This window comes from Myroides sp. ZB35 (assembly GCF_001865835.1).
Taxonomy (GTDB): domain Bacteria; phylum Bacteroidota; class Bacteroidia; order Flavobacteriales; family Flavobacteriaceae; genus Flavobacterium; species Flavobacterium odoratimimum.
The window spans coordinates 1,789,543-1,807,533 of sequence record NZ_CP017769.1; the positions used below are offsets into that span (position 1 = coordinate 1,789,543).

Consider the following 17,991-nt stretch of genomic DNA (forward strand, 5'->3'; position numbering starts at 1 on the left):
TATGAAAGACAAGTCGTATATCTGGATCTCACTTATTATTTTAATATTTGGAATTTGGGCTGTGCCTAAGATTATTAAAAAGTTTGAGAAAGCTGATTTAGAAATTATAGGTACTGCACCTAAGTTCGAATTAGTGGATCACAATAATAAAACGATTACAAATGACAATTATAAAGGTAAAGTATATTTAGTAGAGTTCTTCTTTGCTAACTGTCCTACTATCTGTCCTATTATGAATGCGAATATGTTGAAAATACAAGATACATTCTATGGAAAATTAGATTTTGGTATTGCTTCTATTACGATAGACCCTACTCGTGATACTGTAGAGGCTCTACATGCTCATGCAGAAGGATTAGGAGTGAAGAATCCATATTGGCATATGATGACGGGAGATGCTAAGTATATTTATGATTTAGCGAAGAAGTTTAATTTATACACAGGAGTTAACCCTGATGCACCAGGTGGTTTTGAACATTCAGGTTTATTTGCCCTGATAGATAAGGAAGGGAATATTCGTTCTCGTAAAGATGAGCATGGTAATCCTGTAGTTTATTACGATGGGACCAGTGATGAAGGTGTTGCTTGGTTAAAGGAGGATATAAAAGCATTATTAGAAGAATAATATTATTAAAATGGAAAACAATATTGAACAAAAGTACAATAAGTGGATATGGATACTTTCTATCGCAATACCTGTGGTAGTAGCTATCCTATTTGGAGTTAATCTACAGAAACTAGGATATGATGTAAAACCGTTATCATTTTTACCTCCAATCTACGCTACTATTAATGGACTTACCGCTGTATTATTAGTATGGGCAGTAATGGCTATTAAAAAAGGAAATAAGCAATTACACGAGCGTTTAATCAAATTGTGTATTGCATGTTCAGTAGCTTTTTTAGCGATGTATGTGGCTTATCACATGACTTCTATTGAGACGAAGTTTGGAGGAGAGGGAATTATACGTCCTATCTATTTCTTTATTTTGATTACCCATATTTTATTGTCTATTATCATTATTCCTTTTGTATTGTTCACATTTGTACGTGGTATATCAGGGTCTTATGAGAGACATAAGAAGTTAGCTCGTATTACTTACCCTATGTGGTTGTATGTAGCTGTGACAGGAGTTATCGTTTACTTGATGATTTCGCCTTATTATATTAACTAATACAATTAAGTAATGATGAAAAAGTTAGTTTGGGGTCTACTGTTTTCTGTATTTTTCTTTTCGGGTGAGGCATTTGCTCAGTGTGCGATGTGTCGAGCTACATTAGAGACAGAAGACGGAGGAGTGAAAGCAGAAGCTGTAAACGACGGAATAGTGTACCTAATGATATTTCCGTATTTGCTTGTTGCTTTTGCTATGTATTTTAGTTATAGAGTATATAAAAACAAAAAAAGTACAAAATCATAACAGAAAACCGCTAATAGTAGCGGTTTTTTTTATTACTTTATACTTGAGTTATAATTTATTATTAATTTCAGAAGAGTATATCGAATATGGTTAATCGCTACTTTCTAAAAGGTACTTGTATAGTACTGTGTTTATATTGTTCTTTTGTGAAAGGACAAGAACGTACTCTATGGTCATTAGAGAAGTGTATTGACTATGCAATAGAGAATAATATTCGTATTAAGCAGTATGAGTTAGATGAACAAAGCGCAGAGATTAATAAGGATATCGCGATCGGCAGTTTTATGCCTAATGTCAATCTAACTGGAAGCCATTCGTGGACTATTGCAGATCAGCCAGATCAGTTTACGGGTATGGTAGATAGTAAGACTATTCAAGCGACAAATTTAGGTCTGGGTATGAAAGTAGATTTATACGGAGGACTGAAGAAACAGAATATGTTGGTCAAGGCTAGATTATCACATCTAGCTTCTCAGTATAAGTTGCAAAAGATGAAGGAGGATATTGCGTTGAATGTGATTAATTCTTATTTGCAGATTTTGTTTAATAAAGAATTGGTAAAGACGAATCAAACGCAATTAGAATATGACAAGAGTCAGCAGGAGCGTACGCAAGAGTTAGTGAATGAAGGTGTTGTACCAGCAGGTGATTTGTTAGAAGCCAAAGCGACTGTGGCTATAGATACACAGCGATTAATTATTTCACAGAATGAACTAGTGATGGCTCGTTTAAACTTAGCTCAATTGCTTCAAATCAAGTCCTATGAATCTTTTGATATTGTAGATACGGACTATGAAGTGTCAGAGTCAAGTATGCTTAGCTATAGCCCTCAAGATATTACTAATAGAGCTACTGAAGTATTGACAGATATCAAAACAGCAGAAACGAATGTGCTGATGGCAGAAAAAGATGTAAGTATAGCTAAGTCTGCTTATAGCCCTACTCTACAAGCATTTTATAATCTAGGTACGAATATGAATTACCAAGATCGATTAGTAGGAAATCGCTTATTAGAATCTACTTCTGAAGTAGGGTATGTAGAAGGATCTAATCAGCGTGTATTGCGACAGAATAGTATGGCTGTATACGGTGGTCCTAATTCTTTTTTCAATCAGTTTAGTGATAACTTTAATTCGAATTTTGGTTTAAGTCTAACGATACCTATTTTTAATGGTTTCTCTACTCGAAATAGTATCAAATTAAAAAAACTTACGCTACAACAGATAGAGAATGAAAGAGAGGTAATTGCACTGAATTTAGAGCAGCTCGTGTTTAAGGCTTATACAGATACGGAGAGTGCTTATCAGAAGTATGAGGCTAGTAATGCAAGTCTTGAAGCAAGGAAGCTGTCTCTAGAGTACTCAAAGGAGCGTTATTCTGTTGGCTTAATTAATATCTTTGAATTAAATCAAAATCAGACTTTATTTGTGACGGCACAGTCAGATTTATTAAAGTCTAAATATGAATACATTTTTAAAACCAAGATACTAGAGTATTATTTTGGTATCCCACTTTTTAAACATTAGAGAGATGAAGAAAAAATACATCATAGTAGTTGGTATCCTTATAGTAGCTGTCTTACTTATTGGAAAGTTTGTCTTTGGTAAAGAAGAAGATCGTACTAAAGTAGAAACGATAGAATTAGAAAAGACGAATATTATCGAGACTGTATCAGGTACAGGAAAGATACAACCCGAAATAGAGATTAAAATATCTTCAGAAGTATCTGGAGAAATCATAAATTTGCCAATCAAAGAAGGACAGGTCGTTAATAAGGGAGATCTATTAGTAGTAATTAATCCAGACTTATATACTTCTGCTATGGAGAGAGTGGAGGCGATGTTAGCGACGAGTAAAGCTGGATTATCACAAGCAGAAGCTCAGTTAAAAGAGGCTAAGTCTAATTATGACCGAAATAGTAGGCTGTATGACAAGGGAGTGATTTCGCGCTCTGAATGGGATCTAGTAGTGCGAACGTATGAAGTGGCTAAAGCAGCTCAGTCTTCTGCTTATTATAATGTAGAGAGTTCTAGGGCTGCTTTAGCAGAATCAAAGGCAAATCTTCTTCGAACTACAATATATGCTCCAGCTTATGGTACAATCTCTAGAGTGAATGTAGAATTAGGAGAGCGAGTATTAGGTACACAGCAGATGGCAGGTACAGAGATCTTAAGAGTCGCTAATCTTAGTGGTATGGAGGTGGAAGTCGATATTAATGAAAATGATATCGTAAAAGTGAAATTAGGGGATGAGACAAGAATCAGTGTCGATGCATATCTAAAAAAAGAGTTTAGAGGTGTAGTTACTAGTATTTCTAATTCTGCTTCTAATCAGACAGTATCAGCTGATCAGGTAACGACTTTTAAAGTAAAGATTAAAATCTTAGCAGAATCATATGAAGACTTGGTGAAAAAGGAGATAGAGAATTACTCTCCATTTAGACCAGGTATGACTGCAGCTGTAGATATTATTACTGATGTTAAGAATGATATTTATGCGGTACCTATTAGTGCTGTGGTAATGAAAACACCTACTGATACTGTTATGAATAAAACAGAAGGAAAGAAGATATTCGATAAAGAGCTTATGAGAGAAGCTATATTCGTTAATGATGGCGGTACAGCAAAGCTTAAATTTGTGAAAACTGGAATAAAAGACGACTCGAATATTCAAATAATAGAAGGGCTTCATGCTGAGGATGTGATTATTACAGGACCATATTCGACTGTAAGTAGAATCCTTCAACATGGAGATAAAGTAGAAGTAGAAAGTAAAAAATAATAATGATAACGATTTTATCTATTGAGACAGCTACTAAGAACTGTTCTGTCTCATTATCAGTGACTGGTGAAGTAATAGCGTGTAAGGAGATAGCAGAAGAGAATTTCTCTCATGCTGAGAAGCTACACGTTTTTGTAGAAGAAATATTAAAAGAGAATAACAAGACTTTAAAAGATCTTTCGGCTATAGCGATTAGTCAAGGACCTGGGTCATATACAGGCTTGCGCATAGGAGTATCTTCAGTGAAGGGACTTTGTTATGGATTGTCGATTCCTTTAATAGCATTAGACACTTTAGAGATATTAGCAAGACAGGTGGAGGTGACAGAAGGACTGATCGTACCAATGCTAGATGCTAAACGTATGGAAGTGTTCTCCGCAGTCTTTGATAAAGAGTATAATAAATTAAGTGAAATAGAGGCAATCGTTATTGATGAAAACTCTTTTAATCAATATAAAGGAACAAAATTACATCTGATAGGGGATGGAGCAATGAAGTGTAAGGAAACATTAGGTACAGAAGGTTTTATGTACTATCCTGAGATTACATATCCTTCTGCAAGTGAAATGGGAGTGATGGCTTATGATAAGTATGTGAAAGAAGAGTTTGTGGATGTGGCTTACTTTGAGCCTTTCTATCTTAAAGACTTTGTTCTCATTCAAAAGAAGAAATAAATAATAATAAATAAGGGCTGCTAATCTATAAATTAGCAGCCCTTATTTATTGAATAATTATCTATTATAGCGCATCACTAATTTCTCTCGCTTTTAAGAGTACATAAGATGTAGCAACGGTAAAGTTATCATTCTCTACCCATATCTGTACGGTGTACGTAATCTTAGTATCTAATAACTCTCTGATTAATATTCTAGGTCTTGGTTGTGAAAGTACTTTGTCATAGGAATCTAGTTCCTCTTGTAGTTTTTCTATAAAGACTGTTGTGTTTTTAAGTAGAGTTGTTTGCACTGCTATTTCAGCTCTTCTAAGGTTGTTCTGTGTAATATTTTTAATCTTACCATTAGATAGTACTCCGTTAGGGATATACACTATATTGTTCTGATAAGTTAGTACCTGAGTGGAGAAGATATGTATGGTTAGTACTTTACCTGTTTCTCCCTGTGCCTCTATAATATCTCCTATTCTAAATGGTTTAAATAGAATAATTAATACACCTCCAGCGAAGTTACTCAATGATCCTTGTAATGAAAGACCAATGGCTAAACTCATTGCACCAATAATGGCTACAAAAGAACTAGTTTGTATACCAAGCTTTGAGGCGATGATAACAAATAAGAGTATTCGCATTCCCCAGATTAATACATCTAGAATAAAGCTAGAGAAAGTAGGGTCTATATTCTTTTTTAAGAATATTCTTTTTGCTAATCTCTGTAAGAAGCGAATAACCCATAGACCTATACCTAAGATGATAAGTGAAGTCACTATCTCAGGTATATATGTAATAATATCTTCAATGTATCTAGATAATAAAGTATCTAATTTTTGCATATTTTATAAAGTATAATTATCTATCTGTGTATGATCTGTATCAGGTGCTAAGCACGCTCTCTCTATACAAATATAATGTAAAGTCTCTTCTGTAGGTGTATACTTAGCTAAGTAAGGGACAGTCGATGGTGAGGATACTGAGAATACAGAAGCTCTCGTTATTATGTTTTCTCTTCTCGATAGATTGTGTTGAAGAGCATCTGCACCCACCCATGTTAACTCAAGTGGTTGCTCTAAATATAGTTGTAGCAATAGCCAATGTGAGTATGCTGAAGGATAATCAACAGTAGAGAGTACAGTATTCATCATATTAATTGTGAGATCACTGTAGTAACTATTCTCGTATAGCAAACCGAGTTTGTATAAATTTATAGCCATAATCGCGTTAGAAGAAGGGATAACATTATCCTCTGTTTCTATCGCTGGTGTAATAGTATCTTCTTGGTTATGCTTGCTAAAATAAAAGAACTTGCTCTCGTGATCTAAGAAGTGGTCTAAAGAGTAGTCCATAAGATTTTTGGCTTCTGTGATGTATTGTTGTTCTTCTGTGTGTTCAAATAGATAAATTAATCCTTGTATATAAAAGGCATAATCGTCTAAGAAAGCTTCTATCTTGGCATTTCCATCTTTATACGTACGCAATAGTCCACGCTCTTCACACCATAGGTTATTGTGGATGAATAGGTGTAATGCTTTAGCTTGTTCTAGATAAGCTGTGTTTTGAGTAGCCGTGTATGCATCTAATAATCCTGTGATGTACATAGCATTCCACGAAGTGAGTGTTTTGTCATCTAGGCGTGGCTTAGGTCTATTCGCTCTATACTGTCTTAGAGCTGTTTCCCATTGCTTTTTTTTATTTTCTAAGTCTTCAAGAGGGATATTATTCTCGTTAGCGATATCTATTAATTCACGGGTTTGGATTAATACATATTGGTTGTTCTCCCAATGTCCAAAAGAATTGATATTAAATACAGTACTGAATAAAGGGAAATCTTGTTGGACTAATTCTTTTAATTCTTCTATTGTCCAAATATAGAAAGCACCTTCTTCCAGCTGGTTGTGACTGTCTAAACTGTCTGCATCTAGTGCTGAATAATATCCTCCTTCACCATTAGCCCAATTGTTAGTAATAAAATTAATTGTCTTGTCAATAACTTCTTTGTAGAGTTTATTGTGAGTACGTTTATATCCATCTGCATATACAGATAACAGTTGTGCATTGTCATAAAGCATTTTTTCGAAGTGAGGAATATGCCATTTATGATCGACAGAATATCTTGAGAAACCACCTTCTACTGTATCGAATAGACCTCCCCATGCCATTCTAGTCAACGTAAGGTCTATGTATTCTAATAGTTGTTGATCTCGGTGTAATACTCCTTTTTTCTGTAAGTATATTAAATTAGTAGGCATCATGAACTTTGGCGCTCGTGTATACCCTCCATATTCCCAATCAAAACTCTTTTTCCAATTCTCTAATACAAGGTCTGTATTGAATCTAGATTCCTCTTGTGCTATAGGTGCTTGACTTAGAATAGAGATTCCTTCTTGTAGTTGAGTTGCGAAATCTAGTACAGTATCGCGTTTCTCTATATATAAACGGTGTAGTTGTGCTAATGAATCCATCCATGCTTCTTTCTTAAAATAAGTACCACCCCAGATAGGTCTACCATCTGGTAGGCAAACTACATTTAAAGGCCATCCTCCTTGTTTCGTCATAATTTGGATTGCTTTCATATAGAAGTTATCTAGATGAGGAAGCTCTTCACGATCAACCTTGATAGAGATAAAATGTTGATTCATAATATCTGCTACCTCTTGGTTCTCAAAACTTTCTTTTTCCATAACATGACACCAGTGACAAGTAGAGTATCCTATGCTGATAATAATAAGTTTGTCTTCCTGCTCAGCTCGTGTTAAAGTTTCTTTATTCCATGCTTTCCAATAAATAGGGTTATTGGCATGTTGTAATAAGTAAGGGCTTGATTCTAAGTGTAATAAATTCATGATGAGATTCTGATATTGTTGTTGCTTAACAAAAGTACTCAAATGTATTTTAACTATAAAAAGAAGCAGAAGGATTAATAACGTTAAGTTAACATAGGTGTGAATTATTATAATCAATTTTGCGGCACACTTAATTTAAATAGAATTTATAAATGGAACAGATTTTTATTGTAATGCTTATAGCCCTTGGGGTATTAGCTATTATCGATTTAACTGTTGGAGTAAGTAACGATGCGGTGAACTTCTTGAATTCAGCATTGGGTTCAAAAGCGGTTACTTTTAAGACAATTATGATTGTAGCTTCACTAGGTATTCTAGTAGGAGCGATATTTTCAGGAGGGATGATGGAGATAGCCCGAAGTGGTATATTCGTCCCTAGTATGTTCTCCTTTAATGATGTGATGGTCATCTTCCTCGCGGTGATGATTACCGATGTACTACTTCTGGATGTGTTTAACTCTTTAGGGTTGCCAACATCTACTACAGTATCTATTGTTTTCGAATTATTAGGTTCTGCAGTATGTCTTGCTGTAATCAAAATCGTATCTAATAACGATAGCTGGTCTATGTTGCCAGATTATATCAATACGGAGAAGGCCACCGAGATTGTAGTCAGTATATTACTGTCAGTAATACTTTCTTTTACGTTAGGTACTTTAGTACAATACGTTTCTAGGTTGATCTTTACCTTCCAAGTGGAACAAAAGTTGAAATACTTCGGAGCGATATTCGGAGGGGTAGCTATTACTGCTATTACTTTCTTTATCTTGGTAAAAGGATTAAAAGGTGCAAGTTTTATTACAAAAGAAACTAGTAACTGGATTGGAGATAATCAGTTAACTATTATAGGGATTAGTTTAGTGTTTTGGACTATATTCTCTCAATTACTGATGAGTATCTTTAAGTTAAATATACTTAGAGTAATTATCGTTATCGGAACATTTGCATTAGCATTGGCTTTTGCAGGTAATGACTTAGTGAACTTTATAGGTGTGCCTATTGCAGCATTCCAATCATTTGAGTTCTTTATGGCATCGGGTCAGTCTCCTGATACTTATATGATGCATAAGTTAGCAGAAGAGAGTGTAGTTGCTCCTTTCTATTTTTTAGCCATTGCAGGTATTATCATGGTGTATACTTTATGGACATCTAAGAAAGCGAAGAATGTAATCGAGACAGAAATGAGCTTGGCAAGACAAGATACAGGAAGTACAGAGGAGAAATTCTCACCTAATATTCTGTCTAAGGTTATCGTTAGAGGTATGGTGTTAATCGGTATGGGAGTGAATTACTTCTTGCCAAAATCACTACAGCTCAAAATGGATAAGCGCTTTGAGATTCCTAAGAAACCAAAGAGTAGAACTCCAAAGGATGAACCAGCATTCGATATGGTACGTGCTTCAGTGAACCTTATTGTGGCGAGTATCTTGATCTCTATCGGTACTTCTATGAAATTACCACTATCAACTACTTATGTGACTTTTATGGTGGCGATGGGTACATCATTTGCGGATAGAGCATGGGATAGAGACTCAGCTGTGTATCGTGTAGCAGGGGTGTTTAATGTGATAGGTGGTTGGTTCGTAACAGCTATTGTAGCATTTATTGCTTCTTTTGTGATCGCTTATGTATTAAAAATAGGAGAGATCTACGCTTTAGTAGGAATGTTAATTCTAGTGGGAATTTTATTATACAGAAGTAATAAAATGTATAATAAGAAGACAAAAGAAAAAGCAGATAATGAAGCGAAGTTAGATAGCGTTGATATTATGACTATCCAAGGGGTAGCTTCAGAAAGTTCTTCTCAAATCGCTAATGTGATTACAAGAGCAAATGAATTATATACTTCGGTGATAGATGGTGTGGCTCTGCAAGAATTGACAGAATTAAAGAAAAGTAGAAAGCAGCTTAAGAAGCTAGAAAAAGAAGTGGATAACTTACGTGGTAATGTGTACTTCTTTATTAAAAATCTAGATGAAACTTCTGTAGAAGCAAGTAAATTCTATGTATTGACACTAGGGTATCTACAAGATATGATTAAGTCTATCAATTTTATTGCTCAGAATAGTTATACGCATATTGACAATAACCATAAGAAACTGAAGTTTAATCAAATTAGAGATTTAAAACTAATAGATAAAAAGCTTCAAGTATTATTCGATAAAGTAATTGTACTATTTACAGAAGAAAAATTCTCTGAGATAGAAGAAATCCTACAGGAAAAAGATGATTTAATCGCTACTGTAGATAAGTTAATCCAGAAACAAATCATTCGTATTCGTACGACAGAGACAAGTCCTAAAAATAGTAAGTTATACTTCTCTATTTTATTTGAGACTGATGATCTAATCAAGTCTACAATTGGATTGTTAGAATTGTTTCGAGATTTCGAAATTGATGTTAAGAGGAAGTCATTCAAAAGAATGAGCTAATCTATATTTAATTTAAGTGAAGAAATGAGGTTGCCTAGGCAACCTCATTTTGTTTTTATGATATTTAGGAGTGTAATGAAGTAGATTTCTGATTTTCTACCTTCTACTTAGATAATAAAGCACAAAAAAAGGTAGCATTTATAATGCTACCTTTTTCTTTATATCTAGTTGTTTACTATCCGTTATAAGCTTCTACAATGATTTTCTCATCGTTAAGCATATGTCTTAGCATTCCTTCTATACCATTCTTTAAAGTGAATGTAGAAGAAGGACATCCGCTACATGCTCCTTGTAAAAGTACATGTACAATATTAGACTCCTGGTCATATTTTTGGAAAGCGATATTACCACCATCAGCTTGTACAGCAGGTTTTACGTTTTCTTCAAGGATATTAATGATGCGTTGAGACTTTTCATCTAAAGAGTCAAAGTGTTCGTCAGCTGCCGCCTCAATTGCTTTAACATCATGAATAAGCGATTCGTCTACTGCTAGATTACCATTTTCTAAGAACTCTTTGATAAAGGCACGAGTAACCTGTACTAATTGATCCCATTCGAAAGAGTCATATTTAGAAATAGAAACATAGTTCTCATCAATGAATACTTCTTTAACGAAAGATTGTTTAAAAAGCTCTTTAGCAAGAGGAGAAGCACTAGCTTCATCTATATTTTTAAACTCTACACCTTTTTTTGTTAATAATTTATTGGCAACGAATTTAATTACTGAAGGATTTGGTGTTGATTCAGCGTAAATAGTAATTGGTTGCTTTTTTATTTCTTTTTTAGAATCTATTAAGATTTTCTTACCTTTAGCCAAGAATAGTTCTATCTGATCTGCAACGGTTTCTTTTACATCATCCCACTCGACAATTGAAAATTTTTCGATGGCGATAAAATTATTTGAGATATAAACCGTTTTAACAAAAGGAAGATAGAATAATTCCTTCGCTAAAGGTGATTCTGCAGTCTCATCAATATTTTTGAACTCGTGGTTTTCTCCCTTAGCTATAAAATCTGGTAAAACAAATTTTATAATTGTTGGGTTTGACGTATTTTGAATTTGTATTTTTGACATGTTAATTTAGTTTTTTTCAAAATTAGCAAAGAAAAATGCTAAGCGTCACGAAGATAAGATTTTTAAACAATTAATTAACATTAGTAAGCACTAACAATTTAATATAGCGATAAAATGGGCAAAAGAATGTGGCTTTCATTATTTGTATTTTCAGGAGTTCTGTCAGTAGGAGCTGTAGCTGGAGGTATAAACCCTTTTGAATATCTAGTTAATAGAGAGATAGTTGAGGTATATAATGACCAAGATGAGCCAAAACCTGAGGTGAAAGTTGGGAAACCTCATGATATAGAACAGGCTCTTCCAAAGAATAGCACATCAGGGAATTTTAGAGTATTCTTAGGTGAGGCAATAAAAAACAAAACAACTGGATTAGTTGTAGATGCTGAAGGAAATGCTATTGTTCCTGAAGGATATATCTATAGTTTTCACAACACTCAAGATGAAGCTAATCGCAATACTAATAAGCAAAAAGAAATCCTTTATGTAGATAAGTTTAATCCTACTACAGCACCATTGACTAGGTTTCTTAGAGTGCAATCTGTAGTAGATGCTACTAAAGTAACGGTTAGCCCATTTTTAATTAAAGTGAAGCCAGAAGAAGGAGCTACATTAAATGATAGAGTTACAGGACGTCCTGATCAATATCAAAATGCTGATAAAGATGGTAATGCTACATTTGTTTTGTTAGAGGATAAAAACCAGTTGTACTACGGAAATTCTAATACAGAGCTTTTCAAAGTAGATGGTACTAGTAAAACGAAGCTAACAGATGCTGAGATTAATAAGTTTACTACAAATAAAAACCAATTAATTGAAGCAAAGATTGTTCTTGATGGAGAGACTGCTACACGTCAGTTCACGCTTTTTGTAGAGAAGTTAAAGGTGAGTGGCGTTAACCCAGTATTAGAATCTGTAGAAACAAGAAAAGACGATACAAATAGATATGGTGATTACGACTTGAAAAAGACAATACCAGCTTTATTAGCCACTGGAGAAAATCCAGATTATTATACGATTACTTTTCACAAGACTGCTTATGATGCTCAGAGAAATGAGAATCCAATAGATATCTCTAAACCTTATGAGGGAGCGCATGGGACAGATGCTACTGCACGCATTTTTTATAAGTTGGCTAAATCAGCTAATCCTCTTGTATCAACAAGTCAGAAAATAGTGTTCAAAGTAATAGACAAACCAATTATTCCTCCTCTTCAGAATGTTTCTTATTGTGATAGTAAGATTGCTTCATACAGTTTGACTATAGATGGTCAAACAAAAGTAATAGCTGATGGGCGTACCATAGCTACAGATGAAGAACAAGCAGCAGAAGGATTTGATCCTAAGGGAAAATATTCTATTGGATATTTTAATTCAGAGGAAGATGCAATTGCGAATACAAATAAAATAGTAGGAGTAGAGATAACAGTGAAGTTAAATGAGACTCGCAAGATATGGGCTCGTTTAACGAATTTAGAAGATAAGAATTTCAATACTGCTTTTTTCTACGCTTCTTTAGGATATGATAATTTAAAGACAGCAGAAGTGTCAACTCAAGTTTTTCATTACTGTCAAGTAGAAAATAATATAGGAGAATCTACTGTGAATTTAAGAAGATATGAGGGGACTGTAATGGGGAAAACTTCTATTACAAATACACCAAACTTAAATCCTACAGATAAAATAACAACTGTATATTATGAAAATGAAAAGGATGCAGAAGCTGATGTAAACCGTATGCCTGAGAGTAAAGTAACGGCTTACCCTATTAAGATGGGAGAAGTAAAAGGACCGATTTATACTAGAGTGATCATGACGGAAGGTTTCGATTGTAAGGCGGATAATTACTCTTCTTTTAAAGTTTCTCTTGGGGTAGAATTAGCTATAGATTATTTCCCTAAAGAAAGCACTCAACAACTTTGTATTAATACAGAGACGAATGAAATAGCTCCTGTCGTATTAAGTGTGGAGAATAAGGATGTAAAAGGTAGACCTATTGTTATAACATGGCAATATGAAGTAAGTCGAGAGAATGGGTGGATAGTGTATAATACAGTACCTGGAAGTGGGAACCAGACTTCGATTAAGATAGATAAATCTGGTAATTATAGAGCAATAGCAAGCTATGCTACTTCTCCTTATCCTGGAGTACAGTCTTGTTCAACAGAGACGATAGTATGGACAGTAAAAGCACCACCAGTAGCGGTAGTGGAAGGAGTAGATGCAACAGGAATGCTGAACAGTATGGAGATTGATGAAAAAGGAGAGACGATGGTGCGCTTAGGTGTATTAGATGGAGGAACAAGTCCTATTACAGATGGTTATGATTTTGCTATTGATAATAGTGCATTCCAACCTTCAAGTCAGTTTTATAATATACCAATCGGAGAACATATTGCTTATGCAAGAAATAGAGTAACAGGATGTTCTACATCAGTTAAATTCTCAGTGTTTGGTTATCCTAAGTATTTTACTCCTAATGGAGATGGATATAATGATACATGGAATATACCAGGTCTAAAAGGACACAATGAGGCTCGTATTTATATCTATGATCGTTCAGGTAGATTGTTAAAACAGTTAAGCCCACATACAGAGGGATGGGATGGAACATGGAATGGAAAACCGATGCCGTCTACAGATTATTGGTTCACTGTGGAGTTTGTAAATGATTTTAAAGCTCCGAATGATATGAATGGACGTAAGGTAAGTTATAAAGGACACTTTTCTTTAAAAAGATAATTAAGTTATGAATATAATAAAGAAGCGCTATTTAGCTATAGCATTATTGATTTCTCAAATTGGTTTTGCACAAGAAGGACTAACGGTAAATTCTGAATATTTAGCAGATAACTATTATCTTTTACATCCTGCTATGGCAGGTATTAAGAATAGTACGAATGTTAGATTGACTGTAAGACAGCAGTGGAGTGGTGTAGATGACGCTCCTCGTCTTATGACGATGAATGCTAGTACTCGTCTAACTGATCAATCAGCTATCGGAATTATCGGATTCAATGATAAGAATGGTTATCACTCACAGACTGGTTTTAAAGCGACGTATGCTCACCATATTACCTTTAGTGAATCACGTTATGATTTAAACCAATTGTCATTTGGATTGAGTGCAGGTTTTGCTCAGACGAAGTTAGATGAGAGTGAGTTTGGAGGATTTGACCCTAATGTAGCAGGAGGATTAGAATTAAAAGATTCTTATTTTTCAGTTGATTTTGGTGCTGCTTATCACTATCAAAATTTCTTCTCTATGTTTACAGTGAAGAATGCGGTAACGAGTTCTAGTAAATTATACTCGGATACAGAGAGTAATAACTTTAGAAAATATATTTTAGGTGCAGGGTATGCATTTGGAAATACGAGATATGGAACAGGTTGGATCTATGAGCCATCTATATTAGCTCAGTATACTGAAGAGCGTGAGGATTTTGCACTAGATGTTAATATGAAGGTTTATAGACAGTTTGATTTTGGTAAGATTTGGGCTGGAGCGTCTTTTAGATCTAACTTTAATGGAACAGACTATTTCGAGAATGGGAAATCTAAAACACAACGTTATCAATATATCTCTCCAATGCTAGGAGGAAATTATAAGAATGTTAGTTTTGCATACTCTTATACTAAATTAATGGGAGATCTTACTTTCGGTGATGGTGCTTTCCATCAGTTTACAGTAGGGTTTAATATATTTCCGAAACGTACAAGTTTAGAGTGTAATTGTCCGACTGTAAAAGATTAAATAATAAAAAAATCCCGATATTTATCGGGATTTTTTATTGCGATATATTATGATTATAAAAGAAATAAGAGGAAAATATCCTCAAATACCTGAGGACTGCTATGTGGCAGAGAATGCCACTATAGTAGGTGATGTTACATTCGGAGAGAAGTGTAGTGTATGGTTTAATGCTGTCATTCGTGGTGATGTGAATTCTATTACGATAGGAGATAAAGTGAATATACAAGATGGGGCTATTGTTCATTGTACCTACTTAAAGCATCCGACTGTGATTGGAAATAATGTTTCTATAGGGCATAATGCTATGGTACATGGATGTACGATACATGATAATGTGTTAATCGGTATGGGAGCTATTGTAATGGATAATTGTGTTGTACACAGTAATACAATAATTGCTGCTGGTGCTGTTGTTACTCAGAATACGGTAGTAGAGGCAGGTTCTATATATGCTGGTATGCCCGCTAAAAAGGTAAAAGACATAAGTGCATCAGATTTTGGGGGTGAGGTAGAGCGTATAGCAGATAATTATGTGATGTATTCTAGCTGGTACAAATGATTAATTAAGAATTAAGAATTAAGAATTAAGAATTAAGAATTAAGAATTAAGAATTAAGAATTAAGAATTTGTACAATTATATACAAGTTGTAGGTAGTATACATAAAGTCGCGGTAACGAGAACAAGGCGAATGAGAACTATAATTTATATATAAATAAAGGTCTAATACTGACGAAGTATTAGACCTTTATTATAAGTGATATTTTTTTGTCTATCCTAGAAACTCTTTAACGATATCGAAGAACATTTGTGGGTTCTCTGCATGTAACCAATGTCCTGTATTTGGAATCGTTTTAATGATTGCATTAGGGAAGTGTTCTTGGATAAGAACTTCATCCTTTTCTTGAATGTACTTAGAGTTTCCCCCTCTAATGAATAACGTGTCTCCTGTGTATTCAGCACCTTCTTCTACACCTTCACCTACTACATCTTCATTTTGATTAAAAGCATTCAGATTGAATCTGAAACCTAGTTGTCCTGGTTCTACCCAGTATAAACTTTTTAATAAGAATAGTCGTGTACCGATTTCGGGAATATGAGAAGCGATGGTTTCTTCTACTTCTTTTCGACTTGGTTTAGTAGAGAAGTCAACAGCGTTAAGCGCTGCTAATATATCCTGATGATGTGGGGCGTAGCTGCGCGGTGAAATATCTGCTACAATTAGTTTTTCTACTTTAGCTGGGTAACGAGTGGCTAACTTCATCGCTACTTTTCCTCCCATAGAGTGTCCTAATATGATAGCATCACATATAGCGTGATAATCCATATAACGAACGATGTCCTCTACCATAAAATCATAAGACCAATCGTCAGAATGAAAACTGCGACCGTGATTTCTAAGATCTAATAGGTGTACTTCGTAACCTACTTCTGCCATTTGTTTACCAAAAGTATTCCAGTTGTCAGACATTCCCATATATCCATGCATAACAATTAAAGGGATACCTTCGCCTTCTATTTTAGAGTATAATATATCTGCCATTATTGTAATTTTCTGATGTACATATTTACTACATTTTCTAATCCTAGGTAAAGAGATTCAGATATTAAGGCATGACCTATAGAAACCTCTAGTAGGTTAGGAATATTGTTTTTAAAGAATTCAATGTTGTCAAGACTTAAATCGTGTCCTGCATTAATTCCTAATCCAAGTTGGTTTGCTAATTCAGCAGCTTGAGTATAAGGTATGATAGCGTTTTCATTTCCTTTTGCATATTCAGCAGCAAAGTTTTCAGTATATAACTCAATGCGGTCAGCACCTACAACTTTAGCACCTTCTACCATTTCTAATACTGGATCTACGAAAATAGAAGTACGAATATTACGTGATTTACACTCTTGAATTACTTCTTGTAAGAATGCTTTGTGTTTAATGGTATCCCATCCAGCATTAGAAGTAAGTGCATCTACAGCATCGGGAACTAATGTTACTTGGGTAGGTTTGCACTCATATACTAAGTTTAAGAAGTTATCCATAGGATTACCTTCTATATTATATTCAGTGTAGACTACGTCTACTAAATCACGTGCATCTTGATAACGAATATGTCTTTCGTCAGGTCTAGGGTGTATAGTTACTCCTTGAGCTCCGAATTTTTGTACATCTTTGGCTACTTGCAATAAATTAGGAACATCTCCTCCTCTTGAGTTTCTTAGAGTAGCAATTTTGTTGATATTAACAGATAGCTTAGTCATAAAATTAAGTTTTAAAGACAAAAATACAAACTATAATTAACGTCTATTGTTTTATTTTTGATTATTTTGCACTTCTAAATAATAACCTTGAATTATGTTATCTCCTGACTTCTTTCTACTCACAGATTATCCTATCTGTAAATTGAATACGCTTATTAAAGATGTATTTCCTTATCTAGAAAAAAGTAATTATTCTCATCTTCCTGTGGTGAATAAAGATGAAATCTGGATTGGCAATATCAATACAGAGGATATTTATACAGCTGATCTCGATAGCACTATTCAGGATGTTATGTATGATTTAGATAAGTTCTACCTTTTAGAGTCTTCGAATTTGAATCCTTTTGATTTTTTTGATTTGTTTAGTCAGTGTGATACGAATACTATTCCGCTATTAGACGAAGAAGGTAAAATAAAAGGAATATATTCTAAAGAATATTTGTTAAATGAATGGAGTAAAACAATGTTTTTTGATGAAAAGGGTACTACTTTTGTCATTGAAAAAGGACATTTAGATTACAGCTTCTCAGAAATAACACAAATAGTAGAAGGTAACAATGCTAAAATGATAGGTCTATTACTATTGTCTAACAACAATCATAATACTCAACTATTAGTTAAAACTAATAGTGTCAATACAAAGGTTATTTTAGATGACTTAAGACGTTATGGTTATGAGATAGTCAGTACACTTTCTGAAGATACGCATATTAATGATCTAAAGGAAAGAACAGAATACCTTAATAAATATCTAAACATATAA

The 17,991-nt window shown here is 34.2% G+C and carries 16 protein-coding genes; 11 read left to right on the forward strand and 5 right to left on the reverse strand.

The window, feature by feature from the left end; genetic code table 11:
• Position 1 precedes the first annotated feature (1 nt).
• The 6 genes from BK054_RS08095 to tsaB all read left to right on the forward strand — a co-directional run bounded on the left by BK054_RS08095 (position 2) and on the right by tsaB (position 4,876).
• A complete protein-coding gene (locus tag BK054_RS08095) occupies positions 2–625 on the forward strand; it encodes an SCO family protein (RefSeq protein WP_006266309.1) in 624 nt (207 codons plus the stop codon).
• A 10-nt stretch (positions 626–635) separates the two neighbouring features.
• Entirely contained in the window at positions 636–1,175 is a 540-nt protein-coding gene (locus BK054_RS08100; RefSeq protein ID WP_025125382.1) for a DUF420 domain-containing protein, read from the forward strand.
• 12 nt (positions 1,176–1,187) lie between these two features.
• Positions 1,188–1,421, forward strand: coding sequence for a hypothetical protein (locus BK054_RS08105; RefSeq protein WP_006257342.1), 234 nt, complete (start codon positions 1,188–1,190; stop codon positions 1,419–1,421).
• A 146-nt stretch (positions 1,422–1,567) separates the two neighbouring features.
• Positions 1,568–2,947, forward strand: a complete 1,380-nt coding sequence (locus BK054_RS08110) for a TolC family protein (RefSeq protein WP_232234352.1) — start codon at positions 1,568–1,570, stop codon at positions 2,945–2,947.
• A gap of 4 nt (positions 2,948–2,951) precedes the next feature.
• Positions 2,952–4,202, forward strand: coding sequence for an efflux RND transporter periplasmic adaptor subunit (locus BK054_RS08115; protein ID WP_058699271.1), 1,251 nt, complete (start codon positions 2,952–2,954; stop codon positions 4,200–4,202).
• 2 nt (positions 4,203–4,204) lie between these two features.
• Positions 4,205–4,876, forward strand: coding sequence for a tRNA (adenosine(37)-N6)-threonylcarbamoyltransferase complex dimerization subunit type 1 TsaB (gene tsaB, locus BK054_RS08120; RefSeq protein WP_058699272.1), 672 nt, complete (start codon positions 4,205–4,207; stop codon positions 4,874–4,876).
• A 64-nt stretch (positions 4,877–4,940) separates the two neighbouring features.
• Here the strand turns inward: tsaB and BK054_RS08125 are convergent, their stop codons facing one another.
• Both BK054_RS08125 and BK054_RS08130 read right to left on the reverse strand, forming a co-directional pair.
• Positions 4,941–5,708: a mechanosensitive ion channel family protein gene (locus tag BK054_RS08125; protein WP_006257338.1), complete on the reverse strand. Its 768-nt coding sequence runs from the start codon at positions 5,706–5,708 to the stop codon at positions 4,941–4,943.
• Between the two features lie 3 nt (positions 5,709–5,711).
• Positions 5,712–7,715, reverse strand: coding sequence for a thioredoxin domain-containing protein (locus BK054_RS08130; protein WP_058699273.1), 2,004 nt, complete (start codon positions 7,713–7,715; stop codon positions 5,712–5,714).
• 152 nt (positions 7,716–7,867) lie between these two features.
• On the opposite strand from BK054_RS08130, the gene BK054_RS08135 reads away from it, so the two are divergent.
• Positions 7,868–10,147, forward strand: coding sequence for an inorganic phosphate transporter (locus BK054_RS08135; RefSeq protein WP_016650176.1), 2,280 nt, complete (start codon positions 7,868–7,870; stop codon positions 10,145–10,147).
• Between the two features lie 175 nt (positions 10,148–10,322).
• On the opposite strand, the gene BK054_RS08140 is transcribed toward BK054_RS08135, so the two are convergent.
• Entirely contained in the window at positions 10,323–11,222 is a 900-nt protein-coding gene (locus BK054_RS08140; RefSeq protein WP_006257335.1) for a NifU family protein, read from the reverse strand.
• A 114-nt stretch (positions 11,223–11,336) separates the two neighbouring features.
• Between BK054_RS08140 and BK054_RS08145 the strand changes: the two genes are divergently transcribed.
• The 3 genes from BK054_RS08145 to BK054_RS08155 are packed head-to-tail and all read left to right on the forward strand — an operon-like array spanning position 11,337 to position 15,532.
• Complete coding sequence (locus BK054_RS08145) at positions 11,337–13,961, forward strand: T9SS type B sorting domain-containing protein (RefSeq protein WP_232234353.1); 2,625 nt, start codon at positions 11,337–11,339, stop codon at positions 13,959–13,961.
• Between the two features lie 7 nt (positions 13,962–13,968).
• Positions 13,969–14,973 carry a type IX secretion system membrane protein PorP/SprF gene (locus BK054_RS08150; protein WP_041888913.1) on the forward strand — a complete coding sequence of 335 codons (1,005 nt, stop codon included), beginning with the start codon at positions 13,969–13,971 and terminating at the stop codon, positions 14,971–14,973.
• Positions 14,974–15,022: 49 nt separating this feature from the next.
• Entirely contained in the window at positions 15,023–15,532 is a 510-nt protein-coding gene (locus tag BK054_RS08155) for a gamma carbonic anhydrase family protein (RefSeq protein ID WP_006257332.1), read from the forward strand.
• A gap of 212 nt (positions 15,533–15,744) precedes the next feature.
• Here BK054_RS08155 and BK054_RS08160 read toward each other — a convergent pair whose 3' ends face one another.
• Both BK054_RS08160 and BK054_RS08165 read right to left on the reverse strand, forming a co-directional pair.
• Entirely contained in the window at positions 15,745–16,515 is a 771-nt protein-coding gene (locus BK054_RS08160) for an alpha/beta fold hydrolase (protein WP_006257331.1), read from the reverse strand.
• Complete coding sequence (locus BK054_RS08165) at positions 16,515–17,228, reverse strand: pyridoxine 5'-phosphate synthase (RefSeq protein WP_006262816.1); 714 nt, start codon at positions 17,226–17,228, stop codon at positions 16,515–16,517. Before BK054_RS08165 ends, BK054_RS08160 begins: the two co-directional genes overlap by 1 nt.
• Before the next feature lie 94 nt (positions 17,229–17,322).
• Between BK054_RS08165 and BK054_RS08170 the strand changes: the two genes are divergently transcribed.
• Positions 17,323–17,991, forward strand: coding sequence for a CBS domain-containing protein (locus BK054_RS08170; protein WP_058699274.1), 669 nt, complete (start codon positions 17,323–17,325; stop codon positions 17,989–17,991).